Here is a 24,314-nt window from a genome sequence, read left to right on the forward strand (position 1 = left end):
CCACCGACCCCGCAGGAGGACCCCGTCGTGACTCCGCTCGACCTGCCAGGCCGCACCACCACCCCCGCCGTGCCCGCGACCTTCCTCGCGGGCAAGGACTCACCGAGGCGAGAGCCCGTGGTGCCCCGGCGGGCCGAGCCGGAGCACGCCGCCCCGGCCGCCCCGACCGCTGCCGACTCCGGCGCCGCCCGCACCGGCCCGACCGACCGCGCCCGCACGGCCCCGGCCCCGGCCGCCCCCGGGGACACGGCCGTCGCCGGCCGGGCCGCCGGCCCCCGCGCGGCCCGCGTCGCCACCACGACGGCCACCACGGCAGCCACGCCGGCGGGCGCGCTGCGCCTGCCGGAGGCCCCGCTGCCGCCGTCCGAGGTCGACCGGCTGGTCTCGGGCGCGCACCACGACCCGCACGCCCTGCTGGGCGCCCACCCCACCAACGGCGGCACCGCGATCCGGGTGCTGCGCCCCTTCGCCGAGCGGGTGGTGGTCGAGACCGCCCAGGGCCCGGCCGAACTGACCCACCAGCAGAGCGGCCTCTTCACCGGCCTGCTGCCGGGCAGCGGCCCGAACAGCGCCACCCTGGCCGGGCACCGGCTGCTGGTCACCTACCCCGGCGGCGGGCCGCTGCCGCAGTACGACGGCTACCGCGCCCGCCCGACCCTCGGCGAGCTCGACCTGCACCTGATCTCCGAGGGCCGCCACGAGCAGCTCTGGCGGGCACTCGGCTCGCACCTGCGCACCGTGGACGGCGTCGAGGGCACCGCCTTCGCCGTCTGGGCGCCGAACGCCGCCGGCGTGCGGCTGATCGGCGACTTCAACCACTGGGACGGCACCGGCCACCCGATGCGCTCGCTCGGCTCCTCCGGCATCTGGGAGCTGTTCGTCCCGGGCCTGGCCGAGGGCACCCACTACAAGTACGAGATCCGCACCCGGGACGGCCGCATCCTCGACAAGGCCGACCCGCTGGCCCGCGCCACCCAGTGCCCGCCCGGCACCGCCTCCGTCGTCACCTCCTCCACCCACGTCTGGGAGGACGCCGACTGGATGGCCCGCCGGGCCCGGTCCGTGCACCACCGCGCGCCGATGTCGGTGTACGAGCTGCACCTGGCCTCCTGGCGGCCCGACCTCACCGGCTACCGCGAGATCGCCGAGGAACTCCCCGGCTATCTCAAGGAGTTGAACTTCACCCACGTGGAGTTCATGCCGGTGATGGAGCACCCCTTCGGCGGCTCCTGGGGCTACCAGGTCTCCGGCTTCTACGCGCCGACCGCCCGGCTCGGCAGCCCGGACGACTTCCGGTACCTGGTCGACACCCTGCACCGGCACGGGATCGGCGTGATCGTCGACTGGGTGCCCGCGCACTTCCCCAAGGACGACTTCGCGCTCGCCCGCTTCGACGGCGAGCCGCTCTACGAGCCCGCCGACCCGCTGCGCGCCGAGCACCCGGACTGGGGCACGCTGGAGTTCGACTACGGCCGCACCGAGGTCCGCAACTTCCTGGTCGCCAACGCGGTGTACTGGTGCGAGGAGTTCCACATCGACGGCCTGCGGGTCGACGCCGTCGCCTCGATGCTCTACCTCGACTACTCCCGCGAGGGCGGCGCCTGGACCCCGAACCAGTACGGCGGCCGGGAGAACCTCGACGCCGCGGCCTTCCTCCAGGAGATGAACGCCACCGTCTACCGGCGCTGCCCGGGCGTGATCACCATCGCCGAGGAGTCCACCGCCTGGGACGGCGTCACCCGGCCCACCGACAGCGGGGGCCTCGGCTTCGGCCTGAAGTGGAACATGGGCTGGATGCACGACTCGCTGGTGTACATCTCCAAGGAGCCGGTGCACCGCAAGTACCACCACAACGAGATCACCTTCTCGATGGTCTACGCGTACTCGGAGAACTACGTCCTGCCGATCTCGCACGACGAGGTGGTGCACGGCAAGCAGGCACTCGTCTCCAAGATGCCGGGCGACTGGTGGCAGCAGCGTGCCAACCACCGCGCCTACCTGGGCTTCATGTGGGCCCACCCGGGCAAGCAACTGCTCTTCATGGGGCAGGAGTTCGCGCAGGGCGCCGAATGGGACCACGAGCACGGCCCGCAGTGGTGGGTGCTCGCCGACGACTGGCCGGCCGCCGCCGACCACCGCGGCGTGCGCGAGCTGGTGCGCGACCTCAACCGGGAGTACCTGGACGCCCCCGCCCTGTGGGAGCAGGACACCACCCCCGACGGGTTCCGCTGGCTGGACGGCGGCGCCGCCGAGGACAACCTGCTCTCCTTCGTCCGGTACGCGGCCGACGGCACGCCGCTGGTGGCCGTCTGCAACTTCTCCCCCGTGGTGCGCCACGCCTACCGGGTCGGCCTGCCCGCCCTGGGCGGCGCGGAGCAGCTCTGGGAGGAGGTCCTCAACACCGACGCCGAGGCGTACGGCGGCAGCGGCATCGCCAACTCCAGCCCGGTGAAGGCCGAGAAGGTCTCCTGGAACGGCCAGGACCGCAGCGCGGAGCTCGTCCTGCCGCCGCTGGCCACCGTCTGGCTGCGCCCGGCCTGACCGCGCGCGCACCGCACGCGCAACGCAACGCACCGCACCCGCAGGCAGCACCGCACCACACCGCAGGCAGGACTGCAGGCAGCACCGGGACGCCCGACGTCCCGGTGCTGCGGTGCGTCCGGCCGCGGGCCACGACCGCCCGGCCAGGACCGCTCCGCCCGGCCGCGGCCGTTGTGTGCGGACCGGCCCGGCCCTAGGGTTGCGAGACTGATCGTCAACAGTGCGGGGGGGCGCTGTCGTGTTCGTCCTGCTGCTCTGGCTGTTCGCCCTGACGCCGCCGCTCTGCTGGGCACTGCTGGCCCGCACCCGCCTCGTCGGGGCGGCCGTCGGGGTCGTGCTGGCCGGCCTCGCGGCCGCCCTGCTGGCCCTGGACCACGACCTGTTCTTCAGCCGGGCCGCGGTCGAGGCGCACGCCGGCTACCCGGTCGCGGCGGCGGCGGTGATCGCGGCGGGCGCCCTGAACGAGCGCCGGCTGCGCGGGCCGCGGCCGAGATCCGCGTACGGCAGCCGGGCCGGAGCGGTGGCGGCGGCCCTGGCCGCCCACACCCTGGCGGCCGCCGCCGGCGTGACGGCCTGGACGATGTTCCTCGGCGAGCCGTACTACCCGAGCCTCGCCGAACTGCCGCTGCCTCCCGGCCTGCGGATCGCCTCGGACAGCGGCACCTCCCCCGGCTGCGCGCTCGGCGGCTGCAGCCGGACGCTGGCCCTCGCCGCGCCCGCCGGCCAGTCACCCGCGGAGGCCGCCGAGCGGCTGCGGGCCGGGCTCGCCGGCCGGGGCTGGACCCCGGGCCCCGGCGGATGCCTCCAGCACCCGCACGGCTGGCTGCTGGACGACCGGACGGTGCAGGTCCGGATCTCGCCCGGCGAGGCCGTCGTACAGGTCGAACTGGTCGGCGCCGACCTCTATCACTGAGACTCCGGGCCCGGCCCCGGCCCCGGGAATTCACCTGAGTGCAAACGCGCGTCCCAAATGCGAAGGTAGGGTCAATATGACCATCTGAGTGTGTGGGAATCGGAGGCATCCGCGTGGCGCGCAGCGTGTACGTGACCGGGATCGACCGGGGAGACGGCCGGCAGGCCGTCGAACTCGGGGTCATGGAACTGCTCACCCGTCAGGTGGACCGCGTCGGCGTCTTCCGCCCGCTGGTGCACCCGCGGACGCCCGGCGGGACCGGCGGTGACCACGTGGTCGAGCTGCTCCGCGACCGGTACCGGCTGGACCTGCCCGCCGACGAGATGTACGGCCTCACCTACGAACAGGCCGCCGCCCTGCAGGCCGCCCAGGGGCAGGACGAACTGGTCGGCGCCCTGGTGGAGCGGTTCCGGGCGCTGGAGCGCGAGTGCCAGGCCGTCCTGGTGCTGGGCACCGACTTCGCCGACACCAACATCCCCGACGAGCTGGCCTTCAACGCCCGGCTCGCCAACGAGTTCGGCGCCGCCGTGCTCCCGGTGGTCGGCGGCCACTCCGAGAGCCCGCAGGCCGTGGTGGCCGAGGTCCGCAACGCCTACCGCGCGTACCGCGACCTGGGCTGCGCCACCCTGGCGATGATCGCCAACCGGGTCGACCCGGCCGCCGTGGAGCCGGTCCTCCAGGCCCTCGGCGAGAAGCTGCCGATCCCGGCGTACGTGATCCCCGAGGAGCCCGCGCTGGCCGCGCCGACGGTCGCCCAGCTGGTCGAGGCCACCGGCGCGGAGCTGCTGCTCGGCGACGCCGCCGGCCTGGCCCGGGACGTCCGCGGCTTCGTCTTCGGCGGCGCCATGCTGCCGACCTTCCTCACCGCGCTGACCGAGGGCGCCCTGGTCGTCACCCCCGGGGACCGCGCCGACCTGGTGATCGGCTCGCTGGCCGCGCACGCCGCGGGCGCCCCGCCGATCGCCGGCGTCCTGCTCACCCTCGGCCAGCACCCCGGCCCGAACGTGATGGCCCTGGCCGCCCGGCTCGCCCCCGGCACGCCGGTCGCGGTGGTCCCCGAGGGCAGCTGGCTCACCGCCGCCGCGCTGACCCACCTGGAGGGCCGGCTCACCACGGCCGGCCCGCGCAAGGCCGCGATCGCCCTCGGACTGTTCGAACTGCACGTGGACACCGCCGAGCTCACCCGGCGGATCGAGCTGAGCCGCTCCGAGCGGGTCACCCCGATGATGTTCGAGCACGAGCTGCTGGAGCGGGCCCGCTCCGACCGCCGGCACGTCGTCCTTCCCGAAGGCACCGAGGAGCGGGTGCTGCGCGCCGCGGAGGTGCTGCTGCGCCGCAACATCTGCGACCTGACCCTGCTCGGCGAGCCCGACGCGATCCGCCGCAGGGCCGCCTCGCTCGGCCTGGACCTGCCGACCGGGGGCGCCGCGGACCGCGCCCGGCTGCGGATCGTCGACCCGGCCACCAGCCCGCTGCGCCAGCAGTTCGCCGAGCTCTACACGAAGCTGCGCGCCCACAAGGGCATGACGGTGGAGCTGGCCCTGGACGTGGTCACCGACGTCTCGTACTTCGGCACCCTGATGGTCCAGGAGGGCATCGCCGACGGCATGGTCTCCGGCGCCGCGCACTCCACCGCGGCGACCATCCGGCCCGCCTTCGAGGTGATCAAGACCTCCCCGGGCGCCGCGATCGTCTCCTCGGTCTTCTTCATGTGCCTGGCGGACAAGGTGCTGGTGTACGGCGACTGCGCGGTCAACCCCGACCCGGACGCCCAGCAGCTCGCCGACATCGCGATCCAGTCCGCCGGGACGGCCGCCCAGTTCGGCGTCGAGCCGCGGGTGGCGATGCTCTCCTACTCCACCGGCACCTCGGGCTCCGGCGCCGACGTGGACAAGGTCCGCAAGGCCACCGACCTGGTCCGCGAGCTGCGTCCGGACCTGCTGGTCGAGGGGCCGATCCAGTACGACGCGGCGGTGGACGCCCGCGTCGCGGCCACCAAGCTGCCGGGCTCCCCGGTGGCCGGGCACGCGACGGTCCTGATCTTCCCGGACCTCAACACCGGCAACAACACCTACAAGGCCGTCCAGCGCTCGGCCGGCGCCGTGGCGGTCGGCCCGGTGCTGCAGGGCCTGCGCAAGCCCATCAACGACCTCTCGCGCGGTGCGCTCGTCGAGGACATCGTCATCACCGTGGCGATCACCGCGATCCAGGCGCAGACCGGCCAGACCATGGACAACCCCGAAGGAGCGCAGCAGAGTTGAGCGAAGGCACCCGGGTCCTCGTGCTGAACGCGGGCTCCTCCTCGGTGAAGTACCAGCTGATCGACATGCTCGACGGCTCCCGCCGGGCCACCGGTCTGGTCGAGCGGATCGGCGAGGCGGGCGGCCGGCTCGTGCACACCCCGCTCGGCGGGGAGCGGCGCGAGTCCCCGCAGGCCTTCCCCGACCACGGCGCCGCGCTGAAGGCGGTCGCCGAGGAGCTCGCCGCCGACGGCCTCGCGCTGGACTCCCCCGAGCTCGCCGCGATCGGCCACCGGGTGGTGCACGGCGGGCAGCGGTTCACCGAGCCGACCGTGATCACCGACGAGGTGCTGGCCGAGATCCGCCGGCTGATCCCGGTCGCGCCGCTGCACAACCCGGCGAACATCACCGGCATCGAGGTGGCCCGCGCGCTGCGCCCCGACCTGCCGCAGGTGGCCGTCTTCGACACCGCGTTCCACACCGGGATGCCCGAGCACGCGGCCCGCTACGCGATCGACCGGCGGGTGGCCGACGAGCACCGGGTCCGCCGCTACGGCTTCCACGGCACCTCCCACCAGTACGTCTCGCGGGAGACCGCCCGGCTGCTCGGCAGGGACCCGGCCGAGGTCAACGTGATCGTGCTGCACCTGGGCAACGGCGGCTCCGCCTCGGCGGTGGCCGGCGGCAGGTGCGTCGAGACCTCCATGGGGCTCACCCCGCTGGAGGGCCTGGTGATGGGCACCCGGTCCGGCGACGTCGATCCGGGCGTGGTCTTCCACCTGCACCGGGTCGGCGGCCTGTCGATCGACGAGATCGACGACCTGCTGAACCGCCGCAGCGGCCTGCTCGGCCTGTGCGGCGACAACGACATGCGCGAGATCATGCGCCGCGCGGACGAGGGCGACGCCGACGCGCGGCTGGCGTTCCAGGTGTACGTCCACCGGCTGCGCAAGTACATCGGCGCGTACTACGCGGTGCTCGGCCGGGTGGACGCGATCGCGTTCACCGCCGGCGTGGGCGAGAACGCCGCGCCGGTGCGGGCCGCGGCGACCGCCGGGCTGGAGGCCCTGGGCATCGAGGTGGACCCGGCACTGAACTCCGTCCGCTCGGACCGGCCGCGGGTGATCTCGCCGGAGTTCCTGCGCGCCGGGGGGACCCCCCGGGTGACCGTGGCCGTGGTGCCCACCGACGAGGAGTTGGAGATCGCCCGGCAGACCTTCGCACTGGTGCACTCGGAGGCGTGAGAAGGCGGCCGGTCCACGCCGCGTCCCACCCCTCGGAATGCTTCGTTGGCGATCCCTCATCATTCGGGCCGAATGCCCCCATAACACGAACGGATAGACTGACCCATATGCGCCGAGCGAAAATTGTCTGCACCCTGGGTCCGGCGACGGACTCCTACGAACAGCTGAAGGCCATCGTCGAGGCGGGCATGAACGTCGCCCGACTCAACATGAGCCACGGCTCCCACCCGGAGCACGAGGAGCGGTACCGCAAGGTCCGCCAGGTGTCCGAGGACATCGGACGCCCGATCGGCATCCTCGCCGACCTGCAGGGTCCGAAGATCCGGCTGGCGACCTTCGCCAACGGACCGGTGACCGTCGACAACGGCGACGAGTTCACCATCACCACCGAGGACGTCCCCGGTGACCAGCACATCTGCGGTACCACCTACAAGGGCCTGCCCGGCGACGTGAAGCCCGGCGACCCGGTCCTGATCAACGACGGCGTCATCGCCCTGGAGGTCGTCAGCGTCGACGGCCCCCGCGTGAAGACCGTCGTCGTCGAGGGCGGCGTGCTCTCGAACAACAAGGGGATCAACCTCCCCGGTGCCGCCGTCAACGTCCCCGCCCTGTCCGAGAAGGACAAGGACGACCTGCGCTTCGCGCTGGAGCTGGGCGTCGACATGGTCGCGCTGTCCTTCGTCCGCAACGCCGCGGACATCGACGACGTGCACAAGGTGATGGACGAGGTCGGCATCCGCGTCCCGGTCATCGCCAAGATCGAGAAGCCGCAGGCCGTCGAGGCAATGGAGGAGATCGTCCTCGCCTTCGACGCGATCATGGTGGCCCGTGGCGACCTCGCCGTCGAGTACCCGCTGGAGCGGGTGCCGCTGGTGCAGAAGCAGCTGATCACCCTGGCCCGCCGCAACGCGAAGCCGGTCATCGTCGCGACCCAGATGATGGAGTCGATGATCCACGCCTCGCGCCCGACCCGCGCCGAGGCCTCGGACGTCGCCAACGCCATCCTGGACGGCGCCGACGCGGTCATGCTGTCGGCCGAGTCGAGCGTCGGCAAGTTCCCGGTCGAGACCGTGCGCACCATGAGCCGGATCGCCGAGACCGCCGAGGAGCAGCTCCTGGAGCAGGGCCTGCAGCCGCTGAACCCGGGCCGCAAGCCGCGCACCCAGGGCGGCTCGATCGCCCGCGCCGCGTGCGAGCTGGGCGACTTCCTCAACGCCAAGTCGCTGGTCGCGTTCACCAAGTCCGGTGACACCGCCCGCCGACTCTCGCGCTACCGCTCGCCGATCCCGGTGGTCGCGTTCACCCCGGACGCCGCCACCCGCAACCAGCTCACCCTGAGCTGGGGCGTCGAGTCGCACGTGACCGAGCAGGTCGGCTCGACCGACGAGATGGTGCTCCAGGTCGACCGCGAGCTGCTCCGGATGGGCGACCTCGGCGAGGGCGACACCGTGATCGTCACCGCCGGTTCGCCCCCCGGCGTGCCCGGCAACACCAACATGGTCCAGGTGCACCACCTGGGCACGCGCGGCGAGGCCTGATCCCGTCGCACGCACCGCAGGGCGGCTCCTCCACACCGGAGGGGCCGCCCTGCGGCGTTCCCCGGCCTTCCCCGGCCGGGCGGCGCCGCCGGGCCCCGTACGGCCCGCGGACGGGCCGTACGGGCCGGAGCCGAGGGCCGGACAAGCCGCCGGCCCGACCGGGCGGACCGGTCGGGCCTGGGGGTTGCGCGCGGAGCGGGCGGAGCCGTCAGTTGGTGTAGGGCTCGTCGTCCTTGTAGAGGTGCATGCCCGGGATCTTGAGCGTCCCCCGGAACTGGCCGGCCTGGACCGCCTCGACCTTGGTGAGCTCGATGTCGAGCGGGATCGGGACGGCGCCGATCAGGTCCCAGAGCCAGCGCGGCAGGGTGTCCGGGGTGAGGGTGATCTCGCCCAGGTCGATCGGGATCGGCAGGCCCAGCAGCTTCGAGAGGTGGCCGGAGAGCCGCTCGACGTACATGGTGACCGGGCCGTTACGCATCGTCGACGTGGTGCCGGGACCGCCCTTGACGTGGAAGGTCTTGCCGTTGCCCTCCAGGGTCGACATGTCGAGGTTCTCGATGTCGACGCTGGAGACGGTGAACTTCAGCACGCGCTTGGTACCGGTGACCGTCCGGACGTCGTACACGCCGTTGAACACGGCGCCGTGCAGGCCCAGGCGGCTGCTGCGCAGCGTCCAGTTCTGCTCGGGGACGACGTCACCGCCGGCCGCCGCGCGGGCGGCCACCGAGCTGGTGTCCACGGCGCAGTTCGGGTTCGCGGTCGGCGAGGCGGTGGGCTTCGGCGAGGCGCTCGCGGCGCCCGCGGTGGGGCTCGCCGCCGGCTTGGAGCCGGCGCCGGCCTTGGGCGCGGCCGTGCCGGTGGGCTTGGCGGCGGGCGAGGCCGTACCGGCGGCGGTGGACGCGGCGCCGGCCGCCGGCAGGGCGGGAGCCGCCGCGGCCCGGGCCGCCGGAGCGGCCGCGGCGGGCGAGGCCGAGGGAGAGGGGGACGCGGACGGCGACGCCTTGCCGCCGGGGGTCAGCAGATCGCCGATGCCGCCGACGATGTCGCCGATGAGACCGGCGGGGGCCACCGCCGGGGCGCCCGCCGCACCCGCGACCGGCACCACGTACGCCGCGCCGACCACCTGGCCGCCCGTGGCGGTGCCGCTCTTGGCGGCCGGCGGCAGGGCGGCGGGGCTCTGCGTGGCGGTGCCCTGCGGGGCCGGGGCGGTGGGCGTCGCGGGCGCCTCGGCGCCCGGCAGGGACGGGCCGGGCAGCGGCGTGATCTCGTTCTTGGGGACGGGCGTCTCCGCCAGGACGGTGTCCTGGGCCGGCTCCGGCGCCTGGCTCTCCGGGGCGAGGTCCGGCGCGCTCGCGCAGGCCTTGCCCGCCGGGGTGTCGGCGGAGGCTATCGACGGCGTGTAGACGGCGCCCATCAGCAGGGCGGTCGGCACCGCGGCCATGGCGAGCGCGCGACCGCGCAGCCGGCCGCGGGCCGAGACCCGCGGGGCCGCGTGCCGGGCTCCGGCGCGCTGCCCCGGGATCGGGTCCTGCGTGCGGTCCTCCGTGGTCACCGCGCCTCCTCCGGTTCCCCGGCCTGTGCGGGGATGCCGCCCCGGGTGGTGGGCTCGGCGGGCTTGGCGTGCTTGGCCCCGGGCGCCTGCTCGGCGCCCTGCTCGACGGGGGCCGTCGTCGCGGCGGCGTCCTCGGCGGTCGCGTACTCGGCGGTCTGCGCCTCGGTGGTCGCGTACTCGGTGGTCGCGTACTCGGCGGTCGGGGTCTCGCCCGCCGCGTCGTCGGCGGCCGGCAGGTCGACGGCCTTCGGCTCCTTCAGCGGCGCCCAGGAGACCATCAGGCCTCCGCCGACCAGGCCCGGGATCAGCGCGAGGCCGAAACCGGCGAGGTTGGAGACCGGGATGGAGACCAGGGTCAGCAGGGTGGTCGCCACGCCCGCGAAGATCCGGACGGCCGGCTGGTACCAGGCGGTGAGGCCGAGCACGATCAGCAGGATGCCGATGATCAGTGAGCCCGCGCCGGCCGTGGTGGACATCGCCACCGTCATGCCGCCGAGGGACAGGTGTGCGTAGGGGAGGTACATGATCGGAACGCCGGCGATCATGGCCAGCAGCCCGGCCCAGAACGGCCGGGTGCGGCGCCAGCTACGGAACCGCAGCCGCAACCGGGTGAAGAGGTTCTCGCCGTCGGACCACGTGTCGGCCGTTGCGCTGGACATGATGCAGCTCCTCGATGATGTGAACGAGGTAGGAAATCACTCGATGACGCGGCCGGGAGCGGCGTGTGCACGCCGCTCCCGGCCGCCGGGCCTGTTACCCGGCCGCGCCGTCAGGCGCGCCCGCGGTCATCGGCTCAGTAGCACTCGTGGCCGCTGTCGGTGTAGAGCTTGAGGCTCAGACCGTTCAGCTTGAAGTTGCCGGCCGAGGTGGCCCAGGCACGCTGCTTCACGTTGTACAGGTCGGCCTTGTCGGCGGCCTGGGCGAAGCCGACGCCGCCGGTGGGCTTGCCGCTGCCCAGGGCGGACTTCCAGTCCTTGGTGGCCGTGCCGGTGAGGGTGGACGCGTCCTGGCCGATGTTGATGTTGGTGAACTCGGCGTCCGCGTACAGCTCGTCCAGGTCGATCAGCAGGTTGCTGGCGACGACCTGCTTCTTCGGGTCGGCGCTGTCACCCGCCTCCAGGCGCAGGGTGATGACCGGGAGCTTGAACGGCAGCGGGATGATGTTGGGGTCGGTGACGACCGACTGGCACATCTTCTTGATGGTCGCGCTGTCGAACGCGGAGACCGCGACCGGCACCGTGGTGTTGTTCTTCTGCACGTCGATCGTGCCGAACTGGGCGAACTTCTCGCCGTGCAGCTCCTCGGCGGTGACCTTGAAGCTCTGGCCGGAGATGCTGAACGACGCGGCCAGCGCGCTGTTCGCCAGGCCGACACCGATGGCGCCGGTGGCCGCCAGGCTCGGGAGCATCACCAGGGCGAAGCGCTTCCAGCGGGTCTTGCCATAAGTCTGGGACATGCGAGTCCTCCTTCTAGGACGTACATCTCCGGCACCTCCCGGTGCGTGCCGCACCGGCGGTGGCCTGGGATGGGAGAGAGCTACGTCCTCGGTAGCGGAGAGCGCCGTGAGTGCCGTCGGGACCGGGTGCGGCCGTGCGTGACGGCACTCCCGTTCCTGCACCGGCCACCTGTGGGATGGCGGGTACGACCGACGACATCGGCGATCACCCCCGAGCGACAACCAGCGACCGCGCGGGCTGCGCGGCCGTACGAAGGACAGGAACCGCCGTGGGACCGCGGATACCCCCCTGCCCTCCCCGCCGGCGACCGGAGTCGTCGGCTTGCCCGGTGGGGATCCCGAGCTCCGCTTCGCCGGCCGGCTGCCGGGAGGTGAAGTGTGGGGACCAGGCGTCGCCGATCGTGCTCGAATCCCGGGCGAAGCACAAGAGGTTCGTTACTGACGGGTAATCCAACAACAGGAGACGTTGATCATGGTTCTGACCCGCCGTGCACCCAGTGTGACGAAATGAAGGATTCGTGCCGGGGAAATCCCCCAGAAACACCGAGGAAACACCCGTGGGCGGTCACCATCGGTGACCGCCCACGGGCGTTGTCAAGATTTGGTAAACCTGGGCGCCGGTGACCGGAATGTCGCCAAATCGCCAGCGACACCGCAGGTCACCCACCGTGCCAGGGTCGGACCGCCGGATCCGCCCCGGAGCCGGGGTCCGAGCCGCCCGGGCCGGGGGTCAGCACCAGGTCAGAACAGCACCCGGGCCAGCGCGCCGCGCGCCGCCGTCACCCTCGGGTCGTCCGCGCCGATCACCTCGAACAGCTCCAGCAGGCGCAGCCGGGCCCGGTCGCGGTCCTCCCCGAAGGTCCGGCCCACGGTGTCCACCAGGCGCCCGAAGGCGTCCTCGACGTGCCCGCCCACCAGGTCGAGGTCCGCCGCGTCCAGCTGGGCCGCGACGTCCTTCGGATCGGCGGCGGCCGCCGTCCGGACGGCCTGCGGATCGAAGGCCTCCACCCGGCGCAGCAGCTGCGCCTGGGCCAGGCCCAGCTTGGCCTCGGTGTTGCCGGGCTGGTCGAGCAGCACGTTCTGGTAGGCCTGGATCGCGCCGCCCAGGTCGCCGCGGTCCAGCGCGTCGTGCGCGGCGGCGAGCGCCGGGTCCTCCGGGGCGAACGGCTGCTGCTCGCCGGCGGCGGGCGCACCCGCGCCGCCGACCACGCCGAAACGCTGCTCGGCCACCAGGATCAGCTGGTCCAGCACCTTGCGGATGTTGGACTCGCTCTCGGCGCCCTGGAACAGCGGCACCAGCTGGCCCGCCACCACGGCCATCACGGTCGGGATGGCCTGCAGGCCGAACTGCTGGGCGATCACGGGGCTGGCGTCCACGTCGACCCTGGCGAGCACGAACCGGCCGGCGTACTCCTCGACCAGGCTCTCCAGGACCGGGCTGAGCTGGGCGCTGAGCCCGCTGCGGCCGGACCAGAAGTCGATGACCACCGGGACCTCGGAGGAGAGCTGGACGACCTCGGCCTCGAAGGTCTCCTCGGTGACATCGATGACGAGCGGGTAGGCCGGGCCGGCCGGGGCGATCCCGGACTCCTCGGCGGCCGCCGCCTGACGGGCCCGCTCGGCCCGGGCCTGCTCGGCCTTCTGGGCGGCCTCACCGGCCGCCTTCACTGCGGCGAGGTCGACCGCACCGCGCAGGGCGGAGCTGTTCAGATGCGAATTCCGTGGCTGCATGGCACTATCCTCCCCCGTCCGTGCTGGTGGCGGGCGCCATCCGCCGGGAAAGTCGTGCCGCGCTGGTCCGCGTGGCCCGAGCCGCCCGGGCGGGAACACCTCTCCCCCGGTGAAACCCAACCCCTCCGGTGCGGATCCCCACCCGCACCGTGCGCCGTCTCGTCCCACGAGAGCCCCCGGCAGAGGGGCGTCGGCGCTCGGTCGTCACTCTTATCGCTACGAGTCGTAGCGTAACTGCACCGAGGCCCCCCGCCGCAAGCCCATCTCACCAACGCGGGACGTGAGCTGCCCCACTTTCGCCACCCGCCCGGCTGCGGACGGGGAGGATCAGTCGCTACCGTTACGACCCCCACCCAAGTTACTTACTGGTAGAACGCAAGGAGGCCCGGTGTCCACCGCCCAGACCCCCTTGCCCGCGGCCGGCCCCGCGGCGGCGGCCACCGCCCCCGAGGACACCGCGCCGGCGACGGCCGTCGCCCCCGAGAGCGCCATCCGGGCCAAGGGCCGCCCGCGCAGCGCCGCCGCCGACCGGGCGATCCTGGACGCCACCCGCGAGACCCTCGCCGAGCTCGGCTGGGGCGGGCTCACCATGGGCCACGTCGCCACCCGCGCCGGGGTCGCCAAGACCACCCTGTACCGCCGGTGGCCCTCGAAGAACGAGCTGGTGGTCGATGCCGTCGCCACCCTCTTCGACGAGCTGGTGCTGGCCGACCTGGGCAGTCTCCAGGCCGACATCGAGGCGGTGGTACGGGAGTTCGCCGAACTGCTGGCCCGCCCGGAGACCCAGGCCGCGCTGCTCGCCCTGTTCGCCGAGGGCACCCGCGACCCGCTGCTGCGGCGACGGATCCGCGAGGCCATCGTCGACCCGCAGAAGCAACTCGTCCGCCAGGGCCGGGCCTACGCCCAGGCGCGCGGCGAACTGGGCCCGGACCTCGACGAGGAGGCGGCGGCCGAGGAGATCGACATCATCTTCGACACCGTCGCCGGCACCGTCGAGCACCGGATCCTGGTCAGCGGCGAGCCGGTCACCCCCGAGTGGATCCGGCGCTTCACCACCCTGCTGCTCGGACCCTTCCCGCACCTGACCGGCACCGGCCCGCGCTGACCGACCGGGGCTGACCGACCCGCGCTGACCCGGGCAGGGCTGACCGGGCGGCACGGGCGCACCGGGCGCCGGCACGGGCGGGTACGGCCGCGGGCACGCCGAAGCCCGGGTCGGCAGGCGGGCCGACCCGGGCCGGTCGTGGAACTCCCGTGACGGAGGTCCCGTGGCGGAACTCAGAACCTGGCGGTCTCCCGGTAGGTCCCCCACTCCTCGCGCAGCAGGTTGCAGATCTCCCCGAGCGTCGCCTCGGCCCGGACGGCGTCCAGCATCGGCGGGATCATCGACTCGCCGGAGCGGGCCGCGGCCAGCATCGCGTCCAGCCCGGCCTTGACGGCCGCCTCGTCGCGCGCGGCCCGCCGGGCGCCCAGCACCCGGACCTGCTCGCGCTCCACCTCGTGGCTGACCCGGAGGATCTCCAGCTCGGGGGTGACGCTCCTGGGGTGGCAGTTGACGCCGACGACGCGCTTGTCGCCCTTCTCCACCGCCTGCTGGTACGCGAAGGCGGCCTCGGCGATCTCGCCGGTGAACCAGCCGTCCTCGATGCCGCGCAGGATGCCGGTGGTGATCGGCCCGATCTCGTGCTCGTCCTCGCCCTTCGCCCGCTCCCCGCCCCTCGCCAGGCTCGCCTTGCGCAGGATCTGGGCGAAGATCTCCTCCGCCTGCGCCTCGATCCGGTCGGTCAGCGCCTCGACGTACCAGGAACCGCCGAGCGGGTCGGCCACGTTGGCGACGCCGGTCTCCTCCATCAGCACCTGCTGGGTGCGCAGGGCGATCTCGGCGGCCTGCTCGGAGGGCAGCGCCAGGGTCTCGTCCAGGGCGTTGGTGTGCAGCGAGTTGGTGCCGCCGAGCACCGCCGAGAGCGCCTCGACGGCGGTCCGCACCACGTTGTTGTACGGCTGCTGGGCGGTCAGCGAGACGCCGGCGGTCTGGGTGTGGAACCGCAGCCACTGCGCCTTGTCGGTCCTGGCGCCGAAGCGGTCGCGCATCCAGCGGGCCCAGATCCGCCGGGCTGCGCGGAACTTGGCGATCTCCTCGAAGAAGTCCAGGTGGGCGTCGAAGAAGAAGGACAGGCCGGGCGCGAAGACGTCCACGTCCAGCCCGCGCGAGAGGCCCAGCTCGACGTACGCGAAGCCGTCCGCCAGCGTGTAGGCGAGCTCCTGCGCGGCCGTCGCCCCGGCCTCGCGGATGTGGTAGCCGGAGACCGACAGCGGCTTGTACGCGGGGATGCCCTCGGCGCAGTACGCCATCAGGTCGCCGATCAGCCGCAGGTGCGGCTCGGGGGCGAAGAGCCACTCCTTCTGGGCGATGTACTCCTTGAAGATGTCGGTCTGCAGGGTGCCGTTGAGCACCGCCGGGTCGACGCCCTGGCGCTCGGCGGCGACCAGGTACATGCAGAAGATCGGCACGGCCGGGCCGCTGATCGTCATCGAGGTGGTGACCTCGCCGAGCGGGATGCCCCTGAAGAGCACCTCCATGTCGGCGGCCGAGTCGATGGCCACACCGCAGTGGCCGACCTCGCCGAGCGACTTGGCGTCGTCGGAGTCGTAGCCCATCAGGGTCGGCATGTCGAAGGCGACCGAGAGGCCGCCGCCGCCCGCCTCCAGGATCATCCGGTAGCGCTCGTTGGTCTGCTCGGCGTTGCCGAAGCCGGCGAACTGGCGGATGGTCCACGTCCGGCCGCGGTAGCCGGTGGCGTGCAGGCCCCGGGTGTAGGGGTACTCCCCGGGCCAGCCGATCCGCTCGAAGCCCTCGTAGGGCTGCCCCGCGGGCGGGCCGTACATCGGCGCGACCTCGTCGCCGGAGAGCGTGCTGAAGTCCGCGTCACGCTTGCGGGCACTGTCGTACCGCTGCTGCCAGCGCTGCCTGCCGCGCTCGATGTCTTCGGCGTCCATTGAGCCGAACTCCGCTCCGTGCGGCCGCCTCGGCGTCGGGGCGGCGAAACTGTTAGGACGTCCTGCTAATTTACTAGGATGTCCTAGTACTTGTCGATGGCACCACGCCCACCAGGTGGCCGGACCTCGGGCGGAGCACCCGCCGACCTGCGACGCGACGGCCGGGAACGCGAGGTTCCGGACGTCGCAGGGCCCCGCGGACGAGCCGGTCGCCCGCGGAGGGCCGGGCGTACCCGGTCGGACGCGCGCCGCCGGACGAAGGCGCCGGGCACACGCCCGCGCAAAGGCGCCGGGCAGAGGCGCCGGGCACACGCGAAGGCGCCCCTCCCCGCCAGGGAAGGGGCGCCTTCGCCGAACGCCGGCGTGCCGGCGGTCCGGTCAGACCTCGGCGGGCTGCCGGGGCGCCGCGGGCGCGGCCTGCTCGGCCGCCTCGCGCACCACGCGCCGCTCGGCCACGAACGAGGCGAACGGGATGCAGCCCGCCGCGAGCGTGAAGACCAGCCGGCCCAGCGGCCACTTCAGCTTCTGGCCGAGCAGGAAGGTGACCACGAAGTACCCGATGTAGAGGTAGCCGTGGAGCATCGCCACGTAGGTGGTGACGTCCTCGCCGGTGTCGAAGCCGTACTTCGCCACCATGAACCCGCAGAAGACCAGCAGCGCACAGCCGGTCGCCACGGCCAGCACCCGGTACCAGCCCAGCAGGGGGGTCGCCTTCATTCCTTCATCGCCTCGCTTGGCAAGATCGGTTGGTACGTCCGGATCTGCGCACCGCTCCCCCGAGGGTAGCCGCCGCCCGGCCGCGCCCCGCGCGCGCCCCCGCCGCCGCGGGCGCCCGGCCCACGGGCCGCGCTCCGCCCGGACGGACCGCGCCCCCTCGGGCGGGAAGCCGCCGGACAGGTCCTACCGGCCCTCGTGCTCCTCGGGCACGACGAAGTCGCCCGCCGACACCCGCAGCGGCCGGAGCAGGTCGAACACCTGCCGGCACTGGTCGGCGTCGTAGTCCTCCATGCCGAACTCCATCGCCACCAGCTCGCGGGTCGCCTCCTCGACGACCTGCCGCCCCCGACCGGTGATCGAGGCGAGCACCCCGCGGCCGTCCAGCGGATTGGGCCGTCGGGCCACCAGGCCGGCCCGCTCCAGGCGGTCGACGGTGTTGGTGACGCTGGTCGGGTGGACCATCAACCGCTCGCCGATCTTGGAGAGCGAGAGCTCGCCGGTGCGGCTGAAGGTGAGCAGCACCAGCGCCTCGTAGCGGGCGAACGTCAGCCCGTACGGCTTGAGCACGGCGTCGACCCTGGCGAGCAGGATCTGATGGGCGCGCATGACCGAGGTGATCGCCGCCATCGAGGGGACGCCGCCCCAGCGGCGGGTCCAGAGCTCGTCTGCGCGGGCGATCGGGTCGAAGTCGAGTGCGAGGGGCTTGGCCACGTTCTTACCGTACCGGCGGGGGCGGGGCGGAGTACCAGGCGTCCCTGATGGTGGACAAGCCCGAGGGCTTGGCGAGATCTCGCCAAGCCCTCGTTCAGGCACATACCGGGACATTACAAGGATGTGAACTGACGCCAACTGCGGAGCGGCCGGGAGTGGTTCCCCGGAACCCGCGGGACTGAGCCGCCATCAGGGGCGAAACCCGCCTCCGGGTACCCGTTGCGGGCCGTCCACCGGCCACGACGGGGCCCCGCCGGGTGGCGAGCTGTGGCCATTCGCTGAGCAAGACCTGTCATTTCAGGTCCTGCATTGTCATGCTTCTGGCCAGCCCCGTTTCGACAGTTGCCGCCCACCCCAGCGGCAGCCGCCGCATGACCGCACGGAGCAGCACGTCAGCGCCCGTTCCGCCCCAAGGCACTAACCCCGGTGCCCCGGAGCGAGGCGCGCGACCGCGCACAAGCGGTTGTCTCCGGAAGGAATCCGTACGTGAAGCGAAAGCTCGCAGCCGGCGCCGTACTCTCCGCCACCGCCCTGCTCACCGGTGTCATCCAGGTGAGCGCCACGGCCCAGGCCGGCCCCGTCCCCGCCCCGCAGGCCCAGGCCGCCCAGCAGCGCGCCAGCCTGATCGCCCTGGCGAACGGCCAGTCCGTTCAGCTGGCCAAGGCCCTGACGCTCGGCGGCCAGGAGCAGCTGGTCGCCAAGGACGCCGTGGTGGACGCCGACGGCGCCCGCCACCTGCGCTACGAGCGCACCCTCGGCGGACTGCCCGTGCTCGGCGGCGACCTGATCGTGCACCAGCGCGCCGACGGTTCGGTGACCTCGGTCGACAAGGCCGTGGAGGGCCAGCTGTCGCTGCCGAGCCTGAGCCCGAAGCTGTCCGCCGACAAGGCCTCCGCGCAGGCCGCCGGCGCCGTCGCCGCCACGGTGGGCGTCGCCGCCGACAAGGACGAGCAGCCGCTGAAGGAGGTCGGCCAGGCCGGCGCCGCGAAGCTGGTGGTGTGGGCCGCGTCCGGCAACCCGCGTCTCGCCTACCAGACCGTGGTAGAGGGCGTGCGGGCCGACGGCACCCCGAGCCGCCAGACCCTGGTCACCGACGCGGCCAGCGGCGAGGTGCTCGCCACCCACGAGGACATCCAGACCGCGAGCGGCACCGGCAAGGGCGTCTTCGTCGGCTCCGTCCCGCTGACCACCACGCTGAGCGGCTCGACGTACCAGCTGAAGGACGCCACCCGCGGCGGCCAGTACACCACCGACCTCAAGCACAAGACGTCCGGCACCGGCACCCTCTACACCGACGCCGACAACGCGTGGGGTGACGGCACGGTCTCCAACGGCCAGTCGGCCGCCGTGGACGCCCAGTACGGCGTGGCCGCGACCTGGGACTACTACAAGAACACCTTCGGCCGCAACGGCATCAAGAACAACGGTGTCGGCGCCTACAGCCGGGTCCACTACGGCAACAACTACGTGAACGCCTTCTGGGACGACTCCTGCTTCTGCATGACGTACGGCGACGGCGCCAGCAACACCCACCCGCTGACCGCGCTGGACGTGGCCGGGCACGAGATGAGCCACGGCGTCACCGCGGCGACGGCCGGCCTGAACTACTCCGGTGAGTCCGGCGGCCTCAACGAGGCGACCTCGGACATCTTCGGCACCCTGGTCGAGTGGTACGCCAACCTGCCCTCGGACGTGCCGGACTACCTCATCGGCGAGAAGATCAACATCAACGGGAACGGCACCCCGCTGCGCTACCTGGACAAGCCCTCCAAGGACGGCGGGTCCGCCGACTCCTGGTACTCCGGGGTGGGCAACCTCGACGTCCACTACTCCTCGGGCGTCGCCAACCACTTCTTCTACCTGCTGTCCGAGGGCAGCGGCGCGAAGACCATCAACGGCGTCAGCTACAACAGCCCGACCTCCAACGGCAGCACGGTGACCGGCATCGGCCGCAACAAGGCCGCGGCGATCTGGTACCGCTCGCTGACCGTGTACTTCACCTCCACCACCAACTACAAGGCCGCCCGCACGGCGAGCCTGAAGGCGGCGACCGACCTGTACGGCGCCTCCTCCACCGAGTACAACGCGGTGGCGGCGGCCTGGAGCGCCGTCAACGTCAACTGACGCTCCCCCGAACGGACAGTGCCGGGCACCTGCGGAAGGTGCCCGGCACTGTCACATGTCGCGCGCGGTTCAGGCCGCGGCGGGCTCGCGGTCGGCCGCGGGGGCGGGCGGGTACTCGCCGCGCTCCTCCTTGGCGAGCATCCGCTCCGCGAAGAAGCCGCCGGTCGGCAGGACCGAGAGCACGAACAGCACGGCGCCGCGCTTCAGGTCCCACTTCTGCTGCTGCCAGGCCAGGATCAGGAAGACCACGTACAGGACGAAGAGGATCCCGTGGATCATCCCCATCACCGGCACGCCGTTGAAGCTGGTGGTGCGCTTCAGCACCGAGCAGACCATCAGCAGGATGAAGGAGAGGCCCTCGGGCCCGGAGACAAGGCGCAGGCGGTGGACGGCGCTGCTGGTCTTCACGATCGGTACCTCATTGCGGCGGGGGCGACGGGGGGCGCGAGGGTGCGGGCCGACGGGCCGACTCCGGTGAGCCGGCCACTGCGGACCAACTCTTGTGAATCGACTCACAAGCCCGTCGTCCATTATCACCGAGCCTTACACCCGACCCGGGCCCGGACCCCCCGTCGTGCCCGACGTCACAGCCGCGCCACAGAACCGGACGCCCCGGCCGGACCGGCCCGCGGCGGCTCTATCCTGCTGCCGCACGGCCCGTGAACAGGGCCGACCGCGACGGATACGGGGACCGCAGATGTTCAGACCGGACTGGAACCGACGGACGTGCTCACGGCGCGGGCACATCACCTACGCGCCCACCGAACCCGAGCTGCGCCGGCGCCTGCACACCGCCACCGCCGTCGGCGACGCCTGGCGCTGCCTGCGCTGCGGCGACTTCGCGCTCGGCGAGCCGCACGGCTCCGGGCCCGCCGACGAGGCGCCGCTGGTGCCGCGCGGCAAGGCCCTGCGGGACCTCTTCATCCTGCGCTTCCTCGCGGTCGAGCGGTTCCTGCGCGGACTGCTGATCGTGGTCGCGGCCTGGGCGGTGTGGAAGTTCTCGAACAGCCAGGACTCGGTGCGCCGGCTGTTCGACGAGAACCTGACCGTCTTCCGGCCGGTCACCGACCACTTCCACTGGGACCTCGAACACTCCCCGGTGGTCGACACCATCCGCAGGACCTTCGACTACGAGCACAAGACCCTGCTGGTGGTCGCGCTCGCGCTGGTCGTCTACGCCCTGGTGGAGATCGTCGAGGCGGTCGGGCTCTGGCTGGGCCGGCGCTGGGCCGAGTACCTCACGGTGGTGGCCACCGCCGCCTTCCTGCCGCTGGAGGTGTACGAGCTCACCGAGCACGTCTCCGCGCTGAAGGTCGGCACGCTGCTGCTGAACATCCTGGCGGTGCTCTGGATCCTCCTCTCCAAGCGGCTGTTCGGACTGCGCGGCGGGGTGGTGGCCTTCGAGGCGGAGCGGCACTCGGCCTCGCTGCTGGAGGTCGAGCAGGCGGCGGGGACGGTCCCCGACGGGGCGACGGCCGCCGTCTGAGCGGGGGCGGCCGGGGCGCGGACTTTGTCGCAGCTGGGTACCAGAACGCCCCGCCCACTCCCACCCGGGCGCCCCCGCCCGCTACATTCAGCCGGTGGCACAGTTTCGACTCCAAGGATCCAAGGTGCTCGCCGTCGACATGACGGGCGACGCCGTCAAGGCCAAGAACGGCTCGATGGTCGCTTACACCGGCCAGATCGCCTTCAAAAAACTGTCCGGTGGCGGTGACGGCCTACGCGGCATGGTCACCCGCAGGCTCACCGGTGAGCAGATGGTGGTCATGGAGGCGAAGGGGCAGGGCACCTGCTACTTCGCCGACGCGGCCACCGAGATCAATCTGGTGCGGTTGAACGGCGAGACGCTCTACGTCGAGTCGGACAACCTGCTGTGCACCGAGGCGACCCTGCACACCGGAACCAGCTTCACCGGCCTCAACGGAATCTCGTCCGGCAACGGCCTGTTCACCACCAAGGTCGAGGGGCACGGCTGGGCCGCCGTGACCTCCAAGGGTCCGGCGATCATCCTGCGGGTCTCCCAGGGCATGCCGCTGCGGGTGGACCCGGGCGCGTACGTCGCGCACACCGGCAATCTCAACCGGAGCCTGAAGTCCGGCGCGGGCTGGACCACGCTGATGGGCGAGGGCGGCGGCGAGGCCGTCCAGGTGGAGTTCGCCGGCGACGGCCTGGTCTACGTCCAGCCGTCCGAGAAGCTGACCGTCGGGGGTGACGTCTGATGCCGTTCACGAAGATCAACAACAAGATGATCGAGGCACAGATGGTGCCCGGCCAGCGGGTCTTCAGCCAGCGCGGCGCGATGCTCGCCTACCGGGGCGAGGTCACCTTCACGCCGAACCTCACCGGCGGCCAGGGCGGCGTCATGTCGATGATCGGTCGACGGGTGGCCAACGAGGACACCCCGCTGATGACGGTCGAGGGCCACGGCAGCGTGATGTTCGGCCACGGCGGCCACAACATCCACGTGATCGACCTGACCGGCGACACCCTCTACGTCGAGGCGGACCGCCTGCTGGCCTTCGAGGGCTCGCTCCAGCAGTCCACCATGTTCATGGGCCAGCAGGGCGGCGTGATGGGCATGGTCCGCGGCCAGGTCACCGGCCAGGGCCTGTTCACCACCAAGCTGGACGGCCGCGGCGCGGTGGCCGTGATGGCGCACGGCGGCGTCATCGAGCTGCCGATCACCCCCAACCAGCCCGTCCACGTCGACCCGCAGGCGTACGTCGCGCACCGCGGCGACGTCCGCAACAAGCTGTCCACCGCGCTGGGCTGGCGCGACATGGTCGGACGCGGCTCGGGCGAGGCGTTCCAGCTGGAGCTGTCCGGCCACGGCATGGTGTACGTGCAGGCGAGCGAGGAGAAGCTCTGATGTCCTACCCGCCTCAGCAGCCGCCGTACGGCCAGCCCGACCCGTACGGGCAGTCGCCCTACGGCCAGCCGACCCAGCCCGGGTACAACGCGCCGCCGCCCGGCTACGGGCAGCAGGGGTACCCGCCGCCGCCCCCGCAGGGCTACCCCCCGCCGCCTCCGCAGGGCTACCCGCAGCAGGGCTACCCGCCCCAGCAGCCCCAGCAGAACTACGCGCAGGAGCAGTTCGGCGGGGCCCAGGCGCCGCTGCCCAAGGCGCAGGACGGCTCCGGCCCGGTGGTGCACGACGTGCACAGCCTGCCGGCCAACGACAACGTCAACCCGTACGCCTTCTCGGTCGACCTGAACGGGTCGTACTTCCTGCAGAAGGGGAAGATGATCGCCTACTACGGCGACATCAACTTCAAGGGCGTCGGCGCGGGCGCGATCGACCGGATGCTCGGGCGGCACTTCAACTCGCCGCTGCACGCCTCGGACTGGGTGGTCGCCGAGGGCCGCGGCAAGATGCTGCTGGCCGACCGGGCCTTCGACCTCAACTCGTACGACCTGGAGAACGGCAACCTCACCGTCCGCTCGGGGAACCTGCTGGCCTTCGAGCCGACCCTGCAGCTCAAGCAGTCGATCATCCCGGGGTTCCTGACCCTGATCGGCACCGGCAAGTTCGTGGCGGCCTCCAACGGGCCGGTGCACTTCGTCGAGCCGCCGATCCGGGTGGACCCGCAGGCCCTGGTCGGCTGGGCGGACTGCCCGGCGCCGTGCCACCACTACGACGAGGCCTACATGCACGGGCTGATCGGCGGCCTGCGCCGGCTGACCGGCCTGGGCGGGGCGTCCGGCGAGGAGCACCAGTTCGAGTTCATCGGGGCCGGCCAGGTGCTGCTGCAGTCCTCCGAGACGCTGATGGCGGACCGCTCGGTGGGCCAGGTGCACGCGGAGGCGGGCGTCCCGATGGGCGGCGTGCCGCAGCAGCCGGGCGCGCACGGCGGCGGCCAGCAGCTGCCCAACGTGAACATCCCGGGCCTGGGTAACCTGGGTGACCTGGGACGCCGGTTCGGCCTCTAATTTTGTACAACATTTAACCAATCGGGCTATGCTGTCCCCATGGACACGCAGAACCCCCATGCCACCGACGTCCCCTCCTCACCGTCCACCGACACCGAGGAGGGGACGCCCTGGCTCACCGCCCGGGAGCAGCGGCTCTGGCGTGCCCACCTGGAGGTCAGCAAGCTGCTCGACTACCAGCTCGGCCGCGAGCTCCAGCCGCACGGCCTGGCGATCAACGACTACGAGATCCTGGTCGTGCTCTCCGAGGCCCCCGAGCGGCGGATGCGGATGACCGACCTCGCCACCGCCACCCTGCAGTCCAAGAGCCGCCTCTCGCACCAGATCACCCGGATGGAGACGGCCGGCCTGGTACTGCGCCAGGAGTGCCCGGGCGACCGCCGCGGCCTCTACGCCCACCTCACCGAGCCGGGCTGGGAGACCATGCAGAAGGTCGCGCCCGACCACGTGCGCAGCGTCCGCAGCCACTTCATCGACCGCTTCACCCCCGAGCAGATCGACGCCATGTACGCGGCCCTCGGCCCCGTCGCCGAACACCTGCGCGACCTGCGCGGACGGGCCTGACCGACCCGGCGGGGGTGGGCGAGATGCACGGTGTTCCGGGAGTCCGGGAGTCCGGG

Annotated in this window: 20 protein-coding genes; 12 read left to right on the top strand and 8 right to left on the bottom strand. The window is 72.5% G+C overall.

Features of this window, described 5'->3' with window-relative positions; all coding sequences use genetic code 11:
* Positions 1-27 precede the first annotated feature (27 nt).
* The 5 genes from glgB to pyk all read left to right on the top strand — a co-directional run bounded on the left by glgB (position 28) and on the right by pyk (position 8,476).
* Positions 28-2,541, top strand: coding sequence for a 1,4-alpha-glucan branching enzyme (glgB, locus tag ACFTWP_RS12580; protein ID WP_380264468.1), 2,514 nt, complete (start codon positions 28-30; stop codon positions 2,539-2,541).
* Positions 2,542-2,779: 238 nt separating this feature from the next.
* Entirely contained in the window at positions 2,780-3,454 is a 675-nt protein-coding gene (locus ACFTWP_RS12585; protein ID WP_380264469.1) for a hypothetical protein, read from the top strand.
* Between the two features lie 113 nt (positions 3,455-3,567).
* Complete coding sequence (gene pta / locus ACFTWP_RS12590; RefSeq protein WP_380264470.1) at positions 3,568-5,715, top strand: phosphate acetyltransferase; 2,148 nt, start codon at positions 3,568-3,570, stop codon at positions 5,713-5,715.
* Positions 5,712-6,938: an acetate kinase gene (locus ACFTWP_RS12595; RefSeq protein ID WP_380264471.1), complete on the top strand. Its 1,227-nt coding sequence runs from the start codon at positions 5,712-5,714 to the stop codon at positions 6,936-6,938. Before pta ends, ACFTWP_RS12595 begins: the two co-directional genes overlap by 4 nt.
* 107 nt (positions 6,939-7,045) lie before the next feature.
* Complete coding sequence (gene pyk / locus ACFTWP_RS12600; RefSeq protein WP_380264472.1) at positions 7,046-8,476, top strand: pyruvate kinase; 1,431 nt, start codon at positions 7,046-7,048, stop codon at positions 8,474-8,476.
* A 208-nt stretch (positions 8,477-8,684) separates the two neighbouring features.
* Here the strand turns inward: pyk and ACFTWP_RS12605 are convergent, their stop codons facing one another.
* The 4 genes from ACFTWP_RS12605 to ACFTWP_RS12620 all read right to left on the bottom strand — a co-directional run bounded on the left by ACFTWP_RS12605 (position 8,685) and on the right by ACFTWP_RS12620 (position 13,215).
* Positions 8,685-10,028 (bottom strand): hypothetical protein, encoded by a 1,344-nt coding sequence (locus ACFTWP_RS12605; protein ID WP_380264473.1) that lies wholly within the window; start codon positions 10,026-10,028, stop codon positions 8,685-8,687.
* A complete protein-coding gene (locus ACFTWP_RS12610; RefSeq protein WP_380264474.1) occupies positions 10,025-10,687 on the bottom strand; it encodes a DUF6114 domain-containing protein in 663 nt (220 codons plus the stop codon). Before ACFTWP_RS12610 ends, ACFTWP_RS12605 begins: the two co-directional genes overlap by 4 nt.
* A gap of 134 nt (positions 10,688-10,821) precedes the next feature.
* Positions 10,822-11,484: a DUF6230 family protein gene (locus ACFTWP_RS12615; protein WP_380264475.1), complete on the bottom strand. Its 663-nt coding sequence runs from the start codon at positions 11,482-11,484 to the stop codon at positions 10,822-10,824.
* A 741-nt stretch (positions 11,485-12,225) separates the two neighbouring features.
* Positions 12,226-13,215 (bottom strand): tetratricopeptide repeat protein, encoded by a 990-nt coding sequence (locus tag ACFTWP_RS12620; RefSeq protein ID WP_380264476.1) that lies wholly within the window; start codon positions 13,213-13,215, stop codon positions 12,226-12,228.
* Between the two features lie 490 nt (positions 13,216-13,705).
* On the opposite strand from ACFTWP_RS12620, the gene ACFTWP_RS12625 reads away from it, so the two are divergent.
* On the top strand, positions 13,706-14,320 hold the full coding sequence (locus ACFTWP_RS12625; RefSeq protein WP_380264585.1) for a TetR/AcrR family transcriptional regulator: 615 nt from the start codon (positions 13,706-13,708) through the stop codon (positions 14,318-14,320).
* Between the two features lie 173 nt (positions 14,321-14,493).
* Here the strand turns inward: ACFTWP_RS12625 and ACFTWP_RS12630 are convergent, their stop codons facing one another.
* From ACFTWP_RS12630 to ACFTWP_RS12640, 3 genes are all read right to left on the bottom strand, one after another.
* Entirely contained in the window at positions 14,494-16,212 is a 1,719-nt protein-coding gene (locus ACFTWP_RS12630) for a methylmalonyl-CoA mutase (RefSeq protein ID WP_380264477.1), read from the bottom strand.
* A 378-nt stretch (positions 16,213-16,590) separates the two neighbouring features.
* The gene (locus ACFTWP_RS12635) at positions 16,591-16,929 is read right to left on the bottom strand and encodes a DUF3817 domain-containing protein (RefSeq protein ID WP_380264478.1); all 339 of its coding nucleotides are present in this window, start codon (positions 16,927-16,929) and stop codon (positions 16,591-16,593) included.
* A gap of 183 nt (positions 16,930-17,112) precedes the next feature.
* A complete protein-coding gene (locus ACFTWP_RS12640; RefSeq protein WP_380264479.1) occupies positions 17,113-17,640 on the bottom strand; it encodes a MarR family winged helix-turn-helix transcriptional regulator in 528 nt (175 codons plus the stop codon).
* Positions 17,641-18,126: 486 nt separating this feature from the next.
* Here ACFTWP_RS12640 and ACFTWP_RS12645 point away from each other — a divergent pair, with 486 nt between their 5' ends.
* The gene (locus ACFTWP_RS12645) at positions 18,127-19,764 is read left to right on the top strand and encodes a M4 family metallopeptidase (RefSeq protein ID WP_380264480.1); all 1,638 of its coding nucleotides are present in this window, start codon (positions 18,127-18,129) and stop codon (positions 19,762-19,764) included.
* A gap of 69 nt (positions 19,765-19,833) precedes the next feature.
* Here ACFTWP_RS12645 and ACFTWP_RS12650 read toward each other — a convergent pair whose 3' ends face one another.
* A complete protein-coding gene (locus tag ACFTWP_RS12650) occupies positions 19,834-20,172 on the bottom strand; it encodes a DUF3817 domain-containing protein (RefSeq protein ID WP_380264481.1) in 339 nt (112 codons plus the stop codon).
* Between the two features lie 289 nt (positions 20,173-20,461).
* Between ACFTWP_RS12650 and ACFTWP_RS12655 the strand changes: the two genes are divergently transcribed.
* The 5 genes from ACFTWP_RS12655 to ACFTWP_RS12675 all read left to right on the top strand — a co-directional run bounded on the left by ACFTWP_RS12655 (position 20,462) and on the right by ACFTWP_RS12675 (position 24,258).
* On the top strand, positions 20,462-21,250 hold the full coding sequence (locus ACFTWP_RS12655; RefSeq protein WP_380264482.1) for a DUF2127 domain-containing protein: 789 nt from the start codon (positions 20,462-20,464) through the stop codon (positions 21,248-21,250).
* 94 nt (positions 21,251-21,344) lie between these two features.
* Positions 21,345-21,983, top strand: coding sequence for an AIM24 family protein (locus tag ACFTWP_RS12660; RefSeq protein ID WP_073926094.1), 639 nt, complete (start codon positions 21,345-21,347; stop codon positions 21,981-21,983).
* Positions 21,983-22,633 carry an AIM24 family protein gene (locus tag ACFTWP_RS12665; RefSeq protein ID WP_380264483.1) on the top strand — a complete coding sequence of 217 codons (651 nt, stop codon included), beginning with the start codon at positions 21,983-21,985 and terminating at the stop codon, positions 22,631-22,633. The genes ACFTWP_RS12660 and ACFTWP_RS12665 overlap by 1 nt, the downstream gene beginning before the upstream one ends.
* Positions 22,634-22,878: 245 nt before the next feature.
* The gene (locus ACFTWP_RS12670) at positions 22,879-23,694 is read left to right on the top strand and encodes an AIM24 family protein (RefSeq protein WP_380264586.1); all 816 of its coding nucleotides are present in this window, start codon (positions 22,879-22,881) and stop codon (positions 23,692-23,694) included.
* Between the two features lie 39 nt (positions 23,695-23,733).
* Positions 23,734-24,258, top strand: a complete 525-nt coding sequence (locus ACFTWP_RS12675) for a MarR family winged helix-turn-helix transcriptional regulator (RefSeq protein ID WP_380264485.1) — start codon at positions 23,734-23,736, stop codon at positions 24,256-24,258.
* Positions 24,259-24,314 lie beyond the last annotated feature (56 nt).

It is taken from the genome of Kitasatospora sp. NPDC057015, from assembly GCF_042673745.1.
In the GTDB taxonomy this organism is placed as follows: Bacteria; Actinomycetota; Actinomycetes; order Streptomycetales; family Streptomycetaceae; genus Kitasatospora.

Bases quoted from the DNA above. Each gene is read 5' to 3' on its own strand.
- pyk (WP_380264472.1), top strand. From the start codon at position 7,046: ATGCGCCGAGCGAAAATTGTCTGCACCCTGGGTCCGGCGACGGACTCC.
- ACFTWP_RS12610 (WP_380264474.1), bottom strand. From the start codon at position 10,687: ATGTCCAGCGCAACGGCCGACACGTGGTCCGACGGCGAGAACCTCTTC.
- ACFTWP_RS12615 (WP_380264475.1), bottom strand. From the start codon at position 11,484: ATGTCCCAGACTTATGGCAAGACCCGCTGGAAGCGCTTCGCCCTGGTG.
- ACFTWP_RS12620 (WP_380264476.1), bottom strand. From the start codon at position 13,215: ATGCAGCCACGGAATTCGCATCTGAACAGCTCCGCCCTGCGCGGTGCG.
- ACFTWP_RS12630 (WP_380264477.1), bottom strand. From the start codon at position 16,212: ATGGACGCCGAAGACATCGAGCGCGGCAGGCAGCGCTGGCAGCAGCGG.
- ACFTWP_RS12635 (WP_380264478.1), bottom strand. From the start codon at position 16,929: ATGAAGGCGACCCCCCTGCTGGGCTGGTACCGGGTGCTGGCCGTGGCG.
- ACFTWP_RS12655 (WP_380264482.1), top strand. From the start codon at position 20,462: ATGTTCAGACCGGACTGGAACCGACGGACGTGCTCACGGCGCGGGCAC.
- ACFTWP_RS12665 (WP_380264483.1), top strand. From the start codon at position 21,983: ATGCCGTTCACGAAGATCAACAACAAGATGATCGAGGCACAGATGGTG.
- ACFTWP_RS12675 (WP_380264485.1), top strand. From the start codon at position 23,734: ATGGACACGCAGAACCCCCATGCCACCGACGTCCCCTCCTCACCGTCC.